This window comes from Pseudomonas sp. WS 5503 (assembly GCF_012985385.1).
Classification (GTDB): Bacteria; Pseudomonadota; Gammaproteobacteria; order Pseudomonadales; family Pseudomonadaceae; genus Aquipseudomonas; species Aquipseudomonas paracarnis.
The window spans coordinates 764469-782279 of record NZ_JAAQWI010000001.1; the positions used below are offsets into that span (position 1 = coordinate 764469).

15 protein-coding genes are annotated in these 17811 nt (G+C 60.3%); 11 read left to right on the forward strand and 4 right to left on the reverse strand.

The annotated features are described in order from the left end of the window. Window positions 1-23: 23 nt before the first annotated feature. Entirely contained in the window at window positions 24-494 is a 471-nt protein-coding gene (gene ybaK, locus HBO10_RS03755) for a Cys-tRNA(Pro) deacylase (RefSeq protein WP_014717137.1), read from the reverse strand. Between the two features lie 325 nt (window positions 495-819). On the opposite strand from ybaK, the gene HBO10_RS03760 reads away from it, so the two are divergent. The 11 genes from HBO10_RS03760 to HBO10_RS03810 all read left to right on the forward strand — a co-directional run bounded on the left by HBO10_RS03760 (window position 820) and on the right by HBO10_RS03810 (window position 13285). Beyond that, window positions 820-1677, forward strand: coding sequence for an MIP/aquaporin family protein (locus HBO10_RS03760; RefSeq protein ID WP_014717136.1), 858 nt, complete (start codon window positions 820-822; stop codon window positions 1675-1677). A gap of 76 nt (window positions 1678-1753) precedes the next feature. After that, window positions 1754-3259, forward strand: coding sequence for a glycerol kinase GlpK (gene glpK, locus HBO10_RS03765; protein ID WP_032893327.1), 1506 nt, complete (start codon window positions 1754-1756; stop codon window positions 3257-3259). Window positions 3260-3353: 94 nt separating this feature from the next. Continuing rightward, window positions 3354-4109: a DeoR/GlpR family transcriptional regulator gene (locus HBO10_RS03770; RefSeq protein WP_003188962.1), complete on the forward strand. Its 756-nt coding sequence runs from the start codon at window positions 3354-3356 to the stop codon at window positions 4107-4109. 259 nt (window positions 4110-4368) lie between these two features. After that, the gene (gene glpD / locus HBO10_RS03775) at window positions 4369-5907 is read left to right on the forward strand and encodes a glycerol-3-phosphate dehydrogenase (protein WP_034126461.1); all 1539 of its coding nucleotides are present in this window, start codon (window positions 4369-4371) and stop codon (window positions 5905-5907) included. Window positions 5908-6269: 362 nt separating this feature from the next. After that, window positions 6270-7196 (forward strand): glutamate/aspartate ABC transporter substrate-binding protein, encoded by a 927-nt coding sequence (locus HBO10_RS03780; RefSeq protein ID WP_003188957.1) that lies wholly within the window; start codon window positions 6270-6272, stop codon window positions 7194-7196. A 194-nt stretch (window positions 7197-7390) separates the two neighbouring features. Continuing rightward, window positions 7391-8137 (forward strand): amino acid ABC transporter permease, encoded by a 747-nt coding sequence (locus tag HBO10_RS03785; protein WP_014717132.1) that lies wholly within the window; start codon window positions 7391-7393, stop codon window positions 8135-8137. Then, on the forward strand, window positions 8137-8808 hold the full coding sequence (locus tag HBO10_RS03790; RefSeq protein WP_003188954.1) for an ABC transporter permease subunit: 672 nt from the start codon (window positions 8137-8139) through the stop codon (window positions 8806-8808). The genes HBO10_RS03785 and HBO10_RS03790 overlap by 1 nt, the downstream gene beginning before the upstream one ends. Continuing rightward, complete coding sequence (locus HBO10_RS03795) at window positions 8805-9539, forward strand: amino acid ABC transporter ATP-binding protein (RefSeq protein WP_003188952.1); 735 nt, start codon at window positions 8805-8807, stop codon at window positions 9537-9539. Before HBO10_RS03790 ends, HBO10_RS03795 begins: the two co-directional genes overlap by 4 nt. Before the next feature lie 172 nt (window positions 9540-9711). Beyond that, window positions 9712-11613 (forward strand): sensor histidine kinase, encoded by a 1902-nt coding sequence (locus tag HBO10_RS03800; protein WP_034126460.1) that lies wholly within the window; start codon window positions 9712-9714, stop codon window positions 11611-11613. Then, window positions 11610-12947, forward strand: coding sequence for a sigma-54 dependent transcriptional regulator (locus HBO10_RS03805; protein WP_034126459.1), 1338 nt, complete (start codon window positions 11610-11612; stop codon window positions 12945-12947). The genes HBO10_RS03800 and HBO10_RS03805 overlap by 4 nt, the downstream gene beginning before the upstream one ends. Continuing rightward, the gene (locus tag HBO10_RS03810; RefSeq protein ID WP_014717129.1) at window positions 12947-13285 is read left to right on the forward strand and encodes a GlpM family protein; all 339 of its coding nucleotides are present in this window, start codon (window positions 12947-12949) and stop codon (window positions 13283-13285) included. The genes HBO10_RS03805 and HBO10_RS03810 overlap by 1 nt, the downstream gene beginning before the upstream one ends. Before the next feature lie 139 nt (window positions 13286-13424). On the opposite strand, the gene HBO10_RS03815 is transcribed toward HBO10_RS03810, so the two are convergent. Genes HBO10_RS03815 through HBO10_RS03825 form a run of 3 tightly spaced genes read right to left on the reverse strand, consistent with a single transcriptional unit; the run spans window position 13425 to window position 17714 of the window. Then, the gene (locus tag HBO10_RS03815; RefSeq protein WP_034126458.1) at window positions 13425-14822 is read right to left on the reverse strand and encodes a sigma-54 dependent transcriptional regulator; all 1398 of its coding nucleotides are present in this window, start codon (window positions 14820-14822) and stop codon (window positions 13425-13427) included. Next, window positions 14812-16590: a HAMP domain-containing sensor histidine kinase gene (locus tag HBO10_RS03820; RefSeq protein ID WP_034126457.1), complete on the reverse strand. Its 1779-nt coding sequence runs from the start codon at window positions 16588-16590 to the stop codon at window positions 14812-14814. The genes HBO10_RS03815 and HBO10_RS03820 overlap by 11 nt, the downstream gene beginning before the upstream one ends. Next, a complete protein-coding gene (locus HBO10_RS03825; RefSeq protein WP_169921930.1) occupies window positions 16590-17714 on the reverse strand; it encodes a GNAT family N-acetyltransferase in 1125 nt (374 codons plus the stop codon). The genes HBO10_RS03820 and HBO10_RS03825 overlap by 1 nt, the downstream gene beginning before the upstream one ends. Window positions 17715-17811: the final 97 nt, after the last annotated feature.

The window sequence follows — 17811 nt, forward strand, 5'->3', positions numbered from 1 at the left end:
TCATAGACTTCAAAGAATGCATATCAGGCCCGCCCGATCGGTGCGAATTTGGCCTGGGTGTGTTCAGCCAACACCGCCGCTGGCAATTCAACTTCCAATCCTCTTCTGCCCGCGCTGACAAAAATCGTTGCAAAGGGTTGCGCCGTTTCATCGATAAACGTGCGCAGCCGCTTCTTCTGACCCAGCGGGCTGATGCCGCCCAACAGATAACCCGTGGAACGCTGCGCCGCTGCCGGGTCAGCCATTTCGACTTTCTTCACACCCGCAGCATGAGCCAGGGCTTTCAAGTCCAGACTTCCGACGACCGGCACAACCGCCACCAACAATTCACCCTTCTCACTGCTCGCCAGCAGCGTCTTGAACACTTGGGCCGGGTCCAGGCTCAATTTTTCCGCGGCCTCCAGCCCATACGAGGCTGCCTTGGGATCATGTTCATAACTATGCACACGATGTTCGGCGCGAACTTTTTTCAACAGGTCCAATGCAGGGGTCATAACGGCTCCGGGCGGGCAAACTGATGGCCAATTCTAGGCCAAGCCTACCTAAAACGCTCTAGCACAGACCTATCACCGCAAAAGCAACGCGCCTTGGCCATGATCATTCACCACACCAATAGTTCGGAAATGACCAATGGTTCACTTTCGACCTTTGACAGCGGTCATTCTTGTCTATATTTTTTCGTTTCCGAATACCGTAGGAATAATCCTCTGGTACTCCGCAGTAAGCCGCGATCCAGGATGGGGATCCTTCTCGTGGTGAATATCGCGCAACTGCCCGTTGAGGCCGTGCGCAAGACAAGAACAACAATTGAGGTTTTCCATGACAACTGCTCTTCAACAGCCTTCACTTTCGAGCCAATGCATGGCCGAATTCCTGGGCACCGCGCTGCTGATCTTCTTCGGTACAGGATGCGTCGCCGCGCTCAAGGTCGCGGGTGCGAGCTTTGGCTTGTGGGAAATCAGTATCATCTGGGGGGTCGGCGTGAGCATGGCGATCTACCTGAGTGCCGGTATTTCCGGGGCTCACCTCAACCCGGCGGTCAGTATCGCCCTGTGCATCTTTGCCGATTTTGAAAAGCGCAAACTGCCCTTCTATATTCTTGCCCAGGTCGCCGGCGCCTTTTGCTCCGCCGCCCTGGTGTACACGCTCTACAGCAATCTGTTTTTCGATTACGAACAAACTCACCACATGGTCCGCGGCTCCCAAGCCAGCCTGGAATTGGCGTCGGTGTTCTCCACCTATCCCCATGCGCTGCTGAGCACGGCCCAGGCATTCCTGGTGGAGATGGTCATCACCGCCATCCTGATGGGCGTGATCATGGCTCTGACCGATGATAACAACGGTCTGCCACGCGGCCCCCTGGCCCCCCTGCTGATCGGTTTGCTGATCGCCGTAATCGGCAGCGCCATGGGCCCGTTGACTGGCTTTGCGATGAACCCGGCACGGGATTTCGGTCCCAAGCTGATGACCTTTTTCGCCGGTTGGGGTGAAATGGCCTTTACTGGCGGTCGCGATATTCCTTATTTCCTGGTGCCGATTTTCGCTCCGATTGTCGGCGCATGCCTGGGCGCTGCGGCCTATCGCGGGCTGATTGCTCGCCACCTGCCGAGCGCCGCACCGGCTATCGCTGAAGAAACACCTGACACGGCTGTCAACGGCAAGACTCGTATTTCCTGAAAGCGCCAGCCTGGTCCCCTGCCCTTCGCGGCCCAGGCTGATTTCTGACTTCCTTATTTCGTCCAAGGCAATTGACATGACCGACCTTCAGAATAAGAACTACATCATTGCCCTTGATCAGGGCACCACCAGTTCCCGGGCGATCATCTTCGATCGTGACGCCAACGTGGTGTGTACCGCCCAGCGTGAATTCGTCCAGCACTACCCGCAGGCTGGCTGGGTTGAACATGACCCGATGGAAATCTTCGCCACCCAGAGCGCGGTGATGGTCGAAGCGCTGGCGCAGGCCGGCCTGCACCATGACCAGGTGGCCGCCATCGGTATCACCAACCAGCGTGAAACCACGGTGGTCTGGGACAAGATCACCGGCCGCCCGATCTATAACGCTATTGTCTGGCAGTGCCGCCGCAGTACCGAGATCTGCCAGCAGCTCAAGCGCGACGGCCATGAGCAATACATCAGCGACACCACGGGCCTTGTGACCGACCCATACTTCTCCGGCACCAAGCTCAAGTGGATCCTCGACAACGTCGAAGGCAGTCGCGAACGTGCGCGCAATGGCGAACTGCTGTTCGGCACCGTCGACAGCTGGCTGATCTGGAAATTTACCGGCGGCAAGACCCACGTCACCGACTACACCAACGCGTCGCGCACCATGCTCTTCAACATCCACACCCTGGAGTGGGATGCGAAGATGCTGGAGATTCTCGACATCCCACGGGAAATGCTCCCTGAAGTGAAGTCGTCGTCGGAAATCTATGGCCGTACCAAGAGCGGCATCGCTATCGGTGGCATTGCCGGCGACCAGCAAGCGGCCCTGTTTGGCCAGATGTGCGTGGAAGCGGGCCAGGCCAAGAACACCTACGGCACCGGCTGCTTCCTGCTGATGAACACCGGCGACAAGGCGGTGAAATCCAAGCACGGCATGCTCACCACCATTGCCTGCGGCCCGCGCGGTGAGGTGGCCTATGCCCTGGAAGGCGCGGTCTTCAACGGTGGCTCCACCGTGCAATGGCTACGTGACGAGCTGAAGATCATCAACGATGCCCACGACACCGAATACTTTGCCGGCAAGGTCAAGGACAGCAACGGCGTGTACCTGGTACCCGCTTTCACCGGTCTCGGCGCGCCCTACTGGGACCCGTATGCCCGTGGCGCACTGTTCGGCCTGACCCGTGGCGTACGCGTAGACCACATCATTCGCGCAGCCCTGGAGTCGATTGCCTACCAGACCCGCGACGTCCTCGACGCCATGCAACAGGACTCGGGCGAACGCCTCAAGGCCCTGCGCGTGGACGGCGGCGCGGTTGCCAACAACTTCCTGATGCAATTCCAGGCCGACATCCTCGGCACCCAGGTAGAACGCCCGCAAATGCGCGAGACCACCGCCCTCGGCGCGGCCTACCTGGCGGGCCTGGCGTGTGGCTTCTGGGGCAGCCTGGACGAGTTGCGCGGCAAGGCGGTAATCGAGCGCGAGTTCGAGCCACAGCTGGACGAGGCGGCCAAAGAGAAACTCTACGCCGGCTGGCAAAAAGCTGTGAGCCGCACCCGTGACTGGGAGCCGCACGAAGGCGCCGAATAAGCCAAGCGCTGGCTTACGGCAGGTTGTAACTGGCAGGGAGCGGATTCCTGCGTCATCATGGGCCACTTTTGTATGGCAGCCCAAAGGACGCCCCATGAATCTGCCTCCCCGCCAACAACAAATCCTCGAACTGGTCCGCGAACGCGGGTACGTCAGTATCGAGGAAATGGCGCAGCTATTCGTTGTCACCCCGCAAACCATCCGCCGCGATATCAACCAGCTGGCGGACGCCAACCTGTTGCGCCGCTACCACGGCGGCGCAGCCTATGACTCCAGTGTCGAGAACACCGCGTACGCCATGCGTGCCGACCAGATGCGCGACGAGAAGCAACGCATCGGTGAAGCCATCGCCGCGCAGATTCCCGATCATGCCTCGCTGTTCATCAACATCGGCACCACCACCGAATCCATCGCCCGTGCGCTGCTCAATCACAGCCACCTGAAAATCATCACCAACAACCTCAACGTCGCCACCATGCTCAGTGCCAAGGACGACTTCGATGTGTTGCTCACCGGCGGCAATGTGCGCCGTGACGGTGGTGTGGTGGGCCAGGCCAGTGTCGACTTCATCAACCAGTTCAAGGTCGACTTTGCCCTGGTGGGCATCAGCGGGATCGACGAGGACGGCAGCCTGCTGGACTTCGATTACCAGGAGGTGCGGGTTTCCCAGGCAATCATCGCCAATGCGCGGCAGGTGATCCTGGCGGCGGACTCCAGCAAATTCGGGCGCAATGCCATGATTCGCCTGGGGCCGATCAGCCTGGTGGACTGCCTGGTGACTGACCAGCAGCCGGTGCCGGCGTTGGTGCAAGTGCTGAATGAGCACAAGGTGCGGCTGGAAGTCGTTTAGCGCCTGTTCAGGCGTCATCGCGGGCAAGCCCGACTCCCACAGTTTGAAATGCGATCAAATGTGGGAGCCGGGCTTGCCCGCGATGACGGCCTCACTCACACCCATACATTCACCTTTGTTCATGATTCTTCCTTTCCCCGCCCTTCGATGAGTTTTTTCAATCGAAGTCGGGTGGCTGTGCCCGCAATTATCAGCTACCATTTTCGCAAATGAACATTCATGTTCGAATTCCAAGACGAAAAGATCGCGAGGCCAGCCGATGAACCCTTCCACCTTGCCTGCTCCACCGCTTGCCGAAGTCTATGACGTAGCCGTAATTGGTGGCGGGATCAATGGCGTCGGGATTGCAGCAGACGCAGCCGGTCGCGGTTTGTCGGTATTCCTTTGCGAAAAGGATGACTTGGCCAGCCACACCTCATCGGCCAGCAGCAAGCTGATCCACGGTGGACTGCGTTACCTGGAGCATTACGAATTCCGTCTGGTGCGTGAAGCATTGGCCGAACGCGAAGTACTGCTGGCCAAGGCACCGCACATCGTCAAGCAAATGCGCTTCGTACTGCCGCACCGCCCGCACCTGCGCCCGGCCTGGATGATTCGTGCTGGTCTGTTCCTTTATGACCACTTGGGCAAGCGCGAAAAGCTCGCGGGTTCCAAAAGCCTCAAGTTCGGTGCCGACAGCCCGCTGAAAAGCGAAATCACCAAAGGCTTTGAATACTCCGACTGCTGGGTCGACGACGCCCGTCTGGTGGTACTCAACGCCATGGCTGCCCGCGAGAAAGGCGCGCACATCCACACCCAGACCCGTTGCGTCAGCGCCAAGCGCAGCAACGGCATGTGGGAAATGAACATGGAACGTGCCGACGGCAGCCTGTTCTCGATCCGCGCCCGCGCCTTGGTGAATGCCGCCGGCCCATGGGTGGCCAAATTCATCCGGGACGACCTGAAGCTGGATTCACCGTACGGCATTCGTCTGATCCAGGGCAGCCACCTGATCGTGCCGAGACTGTACGAGGGTGCTCACGCGCATATTCTGCAAAACGAGGACCAACGCATCGTCTTCACCATTCCGTACCTGAACCACTTGACCATCATCGGCACCACCGACCGCGAATACACCGGCGACCCGGCTGCAGTGGCGATCACCGAAGGTGAAACCGACTACATGCTTAAAGTGGTCAACGCGCACTTCAAGAAACAACTGAGCCGTGACGATATCGTCCACACCTACTCCGGCGTGCGCCCACTGTGCAATGACGAGTCGGACAACCCGTCGGCCATTACACGTGACTACACCCTGTCGCTGTCCGGCGGCACCGGCGAAGCGCCGATCCTGTCGGTGTTCGGTGGCAAGCTGACCACCTATCGCAAACTGGCTGAGTCGGCCATGGCCCAACTGGCGCCGTACTTCACCCAGATGCGCCCAAGCTGGACTGCCACAGCCAGCCTGCCCGGTGGCGAACACATGACTACCCCAGAAGCCCTGGCCGATGCCATCCGCGCCAAGTTCGACTGGGTACCGAGCGAGATCGCCCGTCGCTGGTCCACCACTTACGGCAGCCGCACTTGGCGCTTGCTGGAAGGCGTGCAATCGCTCGCCGATCTGGGTGACCACTTGGGTGGCGGCCTCTATACCCGCGAAGTCGACTACCTGTGCGCCGAAGAGTGGGTAACACAACCGCAGGACGTGCTGTGGCGCCGTACCAAGCTTGGCCTGTTCACCACGCCGCAAGAGCAGGAAAACCTGCAGCGCTACTTGTCCAAGGTCGAGCAGAACCGCAGCAAGATCGAAGCCGCCTGACCGCCCCAGTGTAGGAGCGAGCTTGCTCGCGAAAAACCCGAGAGCGCCGCGTTTATTCAGCATAAACGCGGCGTTTTTGCGTTTTTCGCGAGCAAGCTCGCTCCTACGGACTATTCGGTTTTCCGAACGCACACCTCTGCCCTATTCGGTTTGCCGGACTACCGACCGAAAATACTGCCGACACAAAAAGTTAATTTCCATATAAATCATGAAGTTATCCTTTTGTTTTCGGTATGGCACGACTCATGCTCTACACTCTTCAACGATTGCCTGAGGCGCCTTAGGAGCCGTCACGGGCAGTCGCTTTACAAGAGAGCCGTTCAGCTGGCTTCATAAAAAAAACAAATGTCGAGGAAGTATTGATGCGCATCGTTCCCCATATCCTGGGCGCAGCTATCGCTGCTGCTCTGATCAGCACTCCAGTTTTTGCCGCCGAACTCACCGGCACACTGAAGAAAATCAACGACTCCGGCACCATCACTCTCGCTCACCGCGACAGCTCCATTCCGTTTTCCTACATCGCGGATGGCTCGGGCAAACCCGTGGGCTACTCCCACGACATCCAGTTGGCCGTTGTCGAGCAACTGAAAAAAGACCTGAACAAACCCGACCTCAAAGCCAAGTACAACCTGGTGACCTCGCAAACCCGTATCCCGTTGATCCAGAACGGCACCGCGGATCTGGAGTGCGGCTCCACCACCAACAACACCGAACGCGCCCAGCAAGTTGATTTCACCGTCAACATCTTCGAAATCGGCACCCGCCTGCTGGTCAAGAAAGACAAGGAAGGCAAGCCGTCCTACGCTGACTTTGCCGACCTGAAAGGCAAAAACGTCGTGACCACCGCCGGTACCACGTCCGAGCGCATCATCAAGGCGATGAACGCCGACAAGCAGATGGGCATGAACGTTATCTCCGCCAAAGACCACGGCGAATCCTTCCAGATGCTCGAAAGCGGCCGCGCCGTTGCATTCATGATGGACGACGCCCTGCTGGCCGGTGAAGAAGCCAAGGCCAAGAAGCCGGACGACTGGGTCATTACCGGTACTCCGCAGTCCTTTGAAGCCTACGCTTGCATGGTTCGCAAAGGCGACCCGGACTTCAAGAAAGCCGTGGATGACGCCATTGTCGCCCTGTACAAGTCCGGCGAGATCAACAAGATCTACGCCAAATGGTTCGAAAGCCCGATCCCACCGAAAGGCCTGAACCTTAACTTCCCGATGAGCGACAAGGTCAAGGAGCTGATCGCTAACCCTAGCGACAAACCAGCGCCAGAAGTAAAAATCTGATACCTGACTAAGCTTATGTCCTGAGGGAGCCAACCCTCCCTCAGGCGTCTGTAATTACCTGCTGGTTTTAACTTGGAACACTCGACCTGGCGGTTTTCGAGCCGATCGTGTGTGCCTGGCGTTCAACGTCAGGCGGGAACGGATCTTCCCCAAGCGGGTGCTTGTACATCGATCGATCTCGAGGGGAGACCCTAATGAATTACAACTGGGACTGGGGCGTGTTCTTCAAGTCCACCGGCGTGGGCAGCGAGACTTATCTCGACTGGTACCTCTCCGGGCTGGGCTGGACCATCGCCATCGCTGTCGTGGCATGGATTATCGCCTTGCTGCTGGGCTCCATTCTGGGGGTCATGCGCACTGTGCCAAACCGCCTCGTATCGGGCATCGCGACCTGCTACGTGGAACTGTTTCGTAACGTGCCGCTGCTGGTTCAGCTGTTCATCTGGTACTTCCTGGTACCGGACATGCTGCCGCAGAACCTGCAGGACTGGTACAAACAAGACCTGAACCCGACCACCTCGGCCTACCTGAGCGTCGTGGTGTGCCTGGGCCTGTTCACCGCCGCCCGTGTGTGCGAGCAAGTGCGTACCGGTATCCAGGCGCTGCCACGCGGCCAGGAATCCGCGGCGCGCGCCATGGGCTTCAAGCTGCCGCAGATCTACTGGAACGTGCTGCTGCCCCAGGCTTACCGCATCATCATTCCGCCGCTTACCTCGGAATTCCTCAACGTGTTCAAGAACTCCTCCGTGGCGTCCTTGATCGGCTTGATGGAACTGCTGGCGCAAACCAAACAGACCGCCGAGTTCTCGGCCAACCTGTTTGAAGCCTTCACCCTGGCCACGCTGATCTACTTCACCCTGAACATGAGCCTGATGCTGCTGATGCGCGTGGTCGAGAAGAAAGTCGCGGTGCCCGGCCTGATCTCCGTGGGGGGCAAATAATGGACTTCGATTTCAGCGGCATCATCCCCGCCATTCCAGGCCTGTGGAACGGCATGGTCATGACCTTGAAGCTGATGGTCATGGGCGTGGTCGGCGGCATCATCATCGGGACCATCCTGGCCCTGATGCGCTTGTCGTCCAACAAACTGCTGTCCCGCGTGGCCGGCGCCTACGTGAACTACTTCCGCTCGATCCCCTTGCTGCTGGTGATCACCTGGTTCTACCTGGCGGTGCCGTTCGTGCTGCGCTGGATCACCGGCGAAGACACCCCTATCGGCGCGTTCACCTCCTGCGTCGTGGCGTTCATGATGTTCGAGGCCGCGTACTTCTGCGAAATCGTACGAGCCGGTGTGCAGTCGATTCCCAAGGGCCAGATGGCGGCGGCACAAGCCATGGGCATGACCTACGGCCAGACCATGCGCCTGATCATCCTGCCCCAGGCGTTCCGCAAGATGACGCCGTTGCTGCTGCAACAGTCGATCATCCTGTTCCAGGACACCTCCCTGGTCTACACCGTGGGCCTGGTGGACTTCCTCAACTCCGCCCGCTCCAACGGCGACATCATCGGCCGCTCCAATGAGTTCCTGATCTTCGCCGGTGTCGTCTACTTCATCATCAGCTTTTCCGCCTCGCTGCTGGTCAAGCGTCTGCAAAAAAGGTTTGCCGTATGATCTCTATCAAGAACATCAACAAGTGGTATGGCGACTTCCAGGTGCTGACCGATTGCAGCACCGAGGTTAAAAAAGGCGAAGTGATCGTGGTGTGCGGGCCATCCGGCTCGGGCAAATCCACCCTGATCAAGTGCGTCAACGCACTGGAACCGTTCCAGAAGGGCGACATCGTGGTCGACGGCACCTCCATCGCCGACCCGAAGACCAACCTGCCAAAACTGCGTTCGCGCGTAGGCATGGTGTTCCAGCACTTCGAGCTGTTCCCGCACCTGACCATCACCGAAAACCTGACCATCGCGCAGATCAAGGTGCTGGGCCGCAGCAAGGAAGAGGCCACCAAGAAGGGCCTGCAACTGCTCGACCGCGTGGGCTTGTCGGCACACGCCCACAAGCACCCAGGCCAGCTCTCCGGCGGCCAGCAACAACGTGTGGCGATTGCCCGCGCCCTGGCCATGGACCCGATCGTCATGCTGTTCGACGAACCGACCTCGGCGCTGGACCCGGAAATGGTCAACGAAGTGCTCGACGTGATGGTGCAACTGGCCCACGAAGGCATGACCATGATGTGCGTGACCCACGAAATGGGCTTTGCGCGCAAAGTGGCCGACCGCGTGATCTTCATGGACGCCGGCAAGATCATCGAAGACTGCCCGAAAGAAGAGTTCTTCGGCGACATCAGCGCCCGCTCCGAGCGTGCGCAGCACTTCCTCGAGAAAATCCTGCAGCACTAAAAGCAACACCGTTCGTCCTGTAGGAGCCGGGCTTGTGTGGGAGCTGGCTTGCCTGCGATGGCATCGCCTCGGTGCAACTGTTACACCGAGGCGCCTGCATCGCGGGCAAGCCCGGCTCCCACACAAGCCCGCTCTTACACTGGCGAGAAGTAGCTGACCCAAGGCATCTGTGATGAAATGCGACCCCAATCAATATCGCGCCGCGCCGCCATCACTTGCCGTGAAGCCTCGTCTGATACGCCAACTGTTCCTGCCGCCGTTGATCATCGCCCTGATGGTCGGCCTGGGTTATATCGGCTTCTGGGTCAGTGACTACTACGGCATCCGCACCCTCAGCGACAACGGCGAACGCCAGTTGGAGCTGCACGCCCGCACCGTCGAAAGCGAACTGAGCAAGTACACCTACCTGCCCAGCCTGCTGGAACTGGAGTCCAGTGTTTCCCAACTGCTCGCCGACCCGAACCAGGAAACCCGCAAGACGGTCAACGACTACCTCGAAGGCCTGAACCGCCGCAGTCGCAGCCGCGCCATCTATGTAATGGACACCACCGGCCGTGTGCTGGCCACCAGTAACTGGCGCGATGCCGACAGTTACCAAGGTGAGGACCTGTCCTTTCGCGCCTATTTCCAGAACGCTGTACGCGGCCAGCCCGGTCGTTTCTACGGCATCGGCAGCACCAACGGCGAACCCGGCTATTACCTGGCCCACGGCCTGGAAGAGCACGGCAAGATCATCGGCGTCGCCGTGGTCAAGGTGCGCCTCGAAGCCCTTGAAGAGCGCTGGCAACGTGCGCGCCTCGAAGCTTTCGTGAGCGATGAGAACGGCATCATTATTCTTTCCAGCGACCCGGCGCGTCGCCTCAAGGCTGTACGCCCGCTGAGCGATGACACCAAGGACCGCCTGGCCCACAGCCTGCAATATTACTGGGCGACGCTCAATGAACTGCAACCCCTGGCCCGTGAGCGCCTGAACGAAGGCACCGAGAAACTGACCTTCCCGGCCAACACCGAAGTGGTCAACGACCAGCACGCCGTCAGCTACCTGGCGCAGACCCGCCCGCTGAACGACACACCGTGGAATTTCACCCTGCTCACCCCGCTCAACGACCTGCGCCGCGCTGCGATCAACCAGGGCATCCTGGTGGCCGTCGCCTTTGGCCTGGTCGCCTTCCTGCTGATTGCCTGGAACGAGCGACGCAAGGTCATCGCCACCCGCCTCGCCGCACGGGAAGCCTTGCAGGAAGCCAACAGCCAGCTTGAGCGTCGGATTGCCGAACGCACCGCCGACCTGCGCGCCAGCAACGAACGGCTCAAGGGCCAGATTCGCGAACGACGCCAGGCCGAAGAAACCCTGCGCCACGCCCAGGACGAACTGGTGCAGGCCGGCAAACTTGCGGCCATTGGCCAGATGTCCACCAGCATCGCCCACGAACTGAACCAGCCGCTGGCAGCGCTGCGCACGCTGTCGGGCAACACCGTACGCTTCCTTGAGCGCGGCGCCCTGGACACTGCCAGCACCAACCTCAAGACCATCAACGAACTGATCGACCGCATGGGCCGCATCACCGCCAGCCTGCGCTCCTTTGCCCGGCGCGGTGACGACCAGGGCGAAGCCAGCCTCGGCAAGGCCGTGGACGCCGCGTTCCAGGTGCTCGGCGCGCGCCTGGACAGCCTGCCGTTGACCGTGCACCGTGACTTTGCCAACGCCCAATTGCAGATCGACCAGACCCGCCTGGAGCAGATCCTGGTCAACCTGATCGGTAACGCGCTCGATGCGATGCAGGCCCAAGCAGTGCCGCAACTGTGGCTGGAAGGCCAGAGCGGCGACGGCAAATACCGCCTGCTGGTGCGTGATAATGGCCACGGCATCGACCCCGAAGCACGCAAGCATTTGTTCGAACCCTTCTTTACCACCAAGCCCGGCGAACAAGGCCTGGGCCTGGGCCTGACCCTTTCCGCCAGCCTCGCGGCCGCCACCGGCGGTAGCCTTGCCGTGGAACATCCGGCCAATGGTGGTACCGCCTTTGTCCTGAACCTGCCATTGGTGGGCGCTCAACGAGCTGAGTCGACATGAATACACAAGCCCAAGACCTTACCGTCCTGATCGTCGAAGACGACCCCCATGTACTGCTCGGTTGCCAGCAAGCATTGGCGCTCGAAGACATCACCAGCGTCGGCGTGGGCAGCGCCGAAGAAGCGCTCAAGCGCATCGGCGAAAACTTTGCCGGCATCGTCATCAGCGATATCCGCCTGCCGGGCATCGATGGCCTGGAACTGCTGACCCGCCTCAAGGCCTTGGATAAAAGCCTGCCGGTGGTGTTGATCACCGGGCATGGCGATATCTCCATGGCGGTGGGCGCCATGCGTAACGGCGCCTACGACTTCATGGAGAAACCCTTCTCGCCCGAACGCCTGGTGGACGTGGCACGCCGCGCCCTGGAACAACGCGGGCTGGCGCGGGAAGTCTGGTCGCTACGCCGGCAACTGGCCGAACGCGACTCACTGGAAGGCCGCATCATCGGCCGCTCGCCGGCCATGCAAAACCTGCGCGAACTGATTGCCAATGTCGCCGATACCTCGGCCAACGTGCTGATCGAAGGCGAGACCGGCACCGGCAAGGAACTGGTCGCGCGCTGCCTGCATGATTTCAGCCGGCGCCATACCCACCAGTTCGTCGCCCTCAACTGCGGTGGCCTGCCGGAAAACCTGTTTGAAAGCGAGATTTTCGGCCACGAGGCCAACGCCTTCACCGGCGCCGGCAAACGTCGCATCGGCAAGATCGAGCATGCCCATCAAGGCACGCTGTTCCTCGATGAAGTAGAGAGCATGCCGATCAACCTGCAGATCAAATTGCTGCGGGTGCTGCAAGAACGTACGTTGGAACGCCTGGGTTCGAACCAGAGCGTGGCGGTGGATTGCCGGGTAATCGCTGCCACCAAGTCCGACCTCGACGAGTTGAGCCGCGCCAGCCAGTTCCGCAGCGACCTGTACTACCGCCTCAACGTCGTCACCCTGGAACTGCCGCCTTTGCGCGAACGGCGCGAAGACATCCTGCAACTGTTCGAACACTTCCTGCAGCAATCGTCGCTACGCTTCGACCGGGCGGTGCCGGAGCTGGACAACCAGACCCTATCCAGCCTGATGAGCCACGACTGGCCAGGCAACGTGCGTGAGCTGCGCAACGTCGCCGAACGTTTCGCCCTCGGCCTGCCCGCCTTCAAGAAAAGCGGCGCCGGCAGCGGCAACCAAGGGGTTGCCTTTACCGAGGCGGTGGAAGCCTTTGAGCGCAACCTACTCAACGATGCCCTGCAACGCAGCGGCGGGAACCTGACCCAGGCCAGCCAGGAACTGGGGATGGCCAAGACCACCCTGTTCGACAAGGTCAAGAAATACGGGTTGAGTCACTGATGGATCTGTTCCTGAAGGCTGCACTTGGCGCCGCAGTGGTGCTGATCCTGGCGGCGCTGGCCAAGACCAGAAACTATTACATCGCAGGCTTGGTGCCGCTGTTTCCCACTTTTGCGCTGATCGCCCATTACATCGTCGGCAAAGGCCGAACGGTTGCGGACTTGAAGACCACGATCCTGTTCGGGATGTGGTCGATCATTCCGTACTTTGTGTATTTGGCGACGCTGTATGTGATGGTCGATCGGCTGCGGTTGGAGGCATCGCTGGCAGTCGCCGCCGTGGCCTGGTTGATGGCCGCGACGGTGTTGGTCAGCGTGTGGGTACGCCTGCACACCTGACGCAACACGGCAGATTGTTCCCACGCTCCCGCGTGGGAATGCAGCCAAGGACGCTCCGCGTCCACACGCGTGACGCAGAGCGTCACCAGAGGCACTCCCACGTGGAGCGTGGGAGCGATCATGAGTTACCACACTCAGATCAGCGCACGATCTTGTCGACCTGAATCCCCAGCTTCTTCAGGCGATACCAGAAGCTCCTTTCGGAAATCCCGATCCGCTGCGCCGCCGCGGCCTGCACCCCATTGCTCTCCTGCAGCGCCGCAAGAATATAGGCTTTCTCCACTTCGGCCAGCGCCGCATCCAGATCCCGCGGCACGCCTGGGCCGTCGCTGAGGATCGCGGTCACATCACCCTCGCTCGGTGTGGAAGCAAACAAATACCCGGGCAAATCAATATCCTCGATCACCGATGAAGCCGCCACGATGGTTGCGCGCTCCACGCAGTTTTGCAGCTCGCGGATATTGCCCGGCCAGTGATACGCAGCCATGGCCTGCAACGCCTCGGGGCTGAAACCGGTGATACGTTTGCCAGTGGTGGCGCTCAAAGTGTGAGCGAAGTGGCGCGCCAGGGGCGCGATGTCTTCCACGCGTTCGCGCAACGACGGCAACGGAATCGGAAAGACATTGAGGCGGTAATACAGGTCTTCGCGAAACTCCTTGGCCGCCACCGCATCCAGCAGGTTCTTGTTGGTGGCGGCAATTACTCGTACATCCACCTTGCGCTCGCGGGGGTCGCCTACCGGCTCGATAACCCTCTCCTGCAAGGCGCGCAGAATCTTGGCCTGCAACGCCAAGGGCATATCACCGACTTCATCCAGAAACAGCGTGCCCTTGTCGGCCTGCATGAAACGCCCTACCCGGTCAGCCACGGCGCCGGTGAACGCGCCTTTGCGATGGCCGAACATTTCGCTTTCCAACAAGCCTTCAGGAATGGCTGCGCAATTGACCGCCACGAAGGGTTGGTCGGCACGGCTGCCATGCTTGTGGATGGCGCGGGCGACCATTTCCTTGCCAGTGCCGCTTTCGCCGGTCAGCAGGATAGTAGCGTTGCTGTCACGCACCGAATCCACCGCCTGGAGCACTTGGCGAAACGCCGGACTGTCGCCCACCAGGCTGTCGAACTGAGCATGCTCGTCCAGCTCGGCGCGCATGCGCGCGTTGTCGCGCATGATGTCGCGAAATTGCAGGGCCTTGGCCACGGTGATGTCCAGCTCGTCGATGTCGAACGGCTTGGCAATGTAGTCATAGGCACCGTTACGCATCGACTGCACGGCGTTTTTCACCGTGCTGTAGGCCGTCATCACGATTACCGGCAAAGTCGGATAACGCACCTTGATCTCGGCCAGCAACGCCGGCCCGTCCATGCCCGGCATGCGCCAGTCGCTGATGACCAGGTCGATGTCCTCCTCCCCCAGCACCTTGAGCGCATGCAGGCCATTGCCCGCGCTGAACACCTGGATGCCGTTCTGGCTCAAGGCCTGGGTCAGCAGATCACAGAGCTTGGGCTCGTCGTCGACCACCAATACGTTATGCGTCATGCCCGTCCTCATCTTCACCGTCGTCTTCACCGTCAGCCGGAATGTACAGGCTGAAGGTCGCGCCGGCATCTTTCTCACTGGCGCATTCGATGCTGCCGTCGTGACTTTCCATGATCGAATAGACTTTGGCCAGGCCCAGGCCTGTGCCCGAGGCCTTGGTGGTGACGAATGGCGTGAAGATGCGCTCCACCATGTCCGCCGGGATGCCTTCGCCGGTATCGGCGATGCTGATCACAGTGTTGTCGCCCACGCTGCGAATGCCCAGGGTCAGGCGCCCGCCGTCGGGCATCGCGTCGACGGCGTTGAGAATCAGGTTGAGACAGGCCTGTTTGAGCTGCTTGGCATCGGCGTAGATCGTCGCGCCAGGCGCTTGGTCGTCGATCTGCCCGTCAATGCGATGGCTACTCAGCTCCGGGCCGCAGAAACCGAGGATTTCTTCCACCAGGGCGCGTGCCGGTTGCTGCACGCGTATCGGCGGGTTGGGCTTGGCGAAATCGAGGAACTCGGTAATCAGCTCGTTGATGCGGCTGACTTCGCTGATGACATATTCCAGGTGACGCTTGTCGGTTTCCGCCAGGTCAGCGCGCCGATGCAACAGTTGGGTGGCGGTCTTGATGATGCCCAGTGGGTTGCGAATTTCGTGAGCCAGGCCCATGGCGACTTCACCCAGGGCATGCAAGCGGTCACGCCGACGCAGTTGGGCTTCCAGATGATGCAACTCGCCCAGGCGTTCGGTCATGTGGTTGAAGGTGCTGCTCAATTGCGCCAGTTCGTCACCGCCACTGACCACCACACGGTGCGCATAACTGCCCGAGATCACCGCATCCACGCCCTGGGACAAATCGCGCAGGGGCTTGGTCAGGCGCCGCGACACCAACAACCCGGCCGCCAGTGACAGCGCCGAGCTGACCAGGAAGATCAGCACGAACAAGTTGCTCTGGTTCACCAACCCCACCAGGCTGGTATGGCGTAGCAGGCCGCTGAAGATCACGCCTTGCAACTCGCCGGCATCATTGAAAATCGGCCAATACAAACCGCTGTACTGGTTAGTGAACTGCTCGCTGGGCTGCTTGGTGCTCCGCAGGTAGGCCTCGACATTCTTGGGGATGCGCGAGGGGTGATTGGCGAAGCGCTGGGTGGAAAATATTTCGGAAAAACCGGCAGGGTTGGCCAAATACAGACGCAGGTCGAGGGAATGCACATCGGCCACGCTGGTGAGGAAACTGCTGTCCAGGTAAGTGGCGACCAGCAACAGGTAATCAACGCCGTCACGGCTGGTTTCGAAGGTGGACACCACCAGGCCCGTGCTCACGCCGGCGACTTGCACGGTTTGCAGCACCGCGTTGCTGGTGAGGTTGATCTGCCTGACGATGTCATCGGCGGCCGTGCTGAACATCACTTTACGGTCGCTGGTGCGGATCAGCGCGACCACGTCGATATCGGTGGCATCGGCAATGTCGGCGGTGAGCCGGTCATGCTTCTCGGCATTTTTGGACGACGGCGGGCTGGTATAGCGCAGGAACAGCTTGGCCATGCGCGCGTTGTCGTGAAGGATGTCGCCGATTTCGTCCTTGACGATCTTGGTCGACTCTTGCAGCCAGATACGCACGTTGCTGTCGAAAATCTGCGACAGCGTGGTGGCTGCCAGCTCAGCCGCGATCATGGTGGGAATCACGCTGACCAGCCAGAACGCCAGCACCAGCTTGCGCTGGACGCTCCAACGCGAGATGGCAAAGGGGCGGGCTTTCTGGCGGGTCTTGGTAATCATCAGATTTCGCTTATCGCAGCAGCCATGGCAGGGTCGGAACGATCCGGTCGAATAAACAGTTTTACAAGCTTGAGCAGGCCGTTGACCAGCCGGTTGCGGTGGCGGAAGAACAGGCTGTTGCCCTCGAACTCGCACCCCAGGCGCAGTTTACTGGCATACCCGGCCTGGCCGCACTCGTACACCGGAATACGGTGTTCAATACAATAGTCGACATTGGTCAACCAACTGCGGAAGTACAGGTTGTACTCGCGGCTGAACTCAAGGTCATGGCCAAAGAACTTGTCCACCAGCCGATGCTCATCCAGCAGGATAAGGTTGAACGCCACCAGGCGCTCGTCCACCCAGTACAGAACACAGACCGCCCGCTCGTGCAGGTGTTCGAGCACGCCCGTGAAGTAACCGGCGGGCAGGCGTTCGAACTGCAAGTCTGCGCGCGCGAGCGTGGATTCATACAGGCGCATGACCTCAGGCAGCACGTCATCGATATTACGCCGCCACTCGACCCGCGGCCCTGGTGCGCGCAGTTTGCGGCGCAGGTCCTTGCGCGTGGATTTGCCCAGCGACCCCAGGTAGGCATCCACCGAGCCATAAGGCAGCGGCAACACCCCCGTGGGCAAACTGGGCATGCTTTGAAAGCCTGCGGCAAGGCAGCTCTGGGCCCAATGCGGGTCGTTGGTGGGCGCATCCTTGACCGCCAGCAAGCCGATACCGAGCGCGTCGGCATCGCTGCGCGCAGCCTCCAGTAACTGCTGCAACAGCAACGGGCGCCGGGATTCGGGCACATGGCTCGCGACACCGGCATCACAGCGTTCAGCCACCGGCGAACCGATGGCGTACAACGCCAATTGCAAAACGCCAGGCCACAGCTGCTCCAGGCGCTCGGTCAAGCGCTTGCCGGCCCCCGACACCGTGGTGTCGAGGCGATAATGGGTGACGAACGCGGCAGCCACGGCCACCAGCGTTTGATCCTCGAAGACCGCGAGGTAACGCCACTGAAAGTCATCGATCGCGGCGTTTTCCACGGCCAGGTAATAGTCCCAATCCTCCAGGGCACCGGGAAAACAGTCGTTCCAGGCATCGCGCTGGATAGCCCGGATGGTCGGGAAGGCTTGGGTGGTTATCACAGTTTTTCCTTATCAACGCCGTTCTACTGTAGGAGCGAGCTTGCTGTGGCGAGGGAGCTTGCTCCCGCTCGACTGCGCAGCAGTCGCAGGCTTTTGG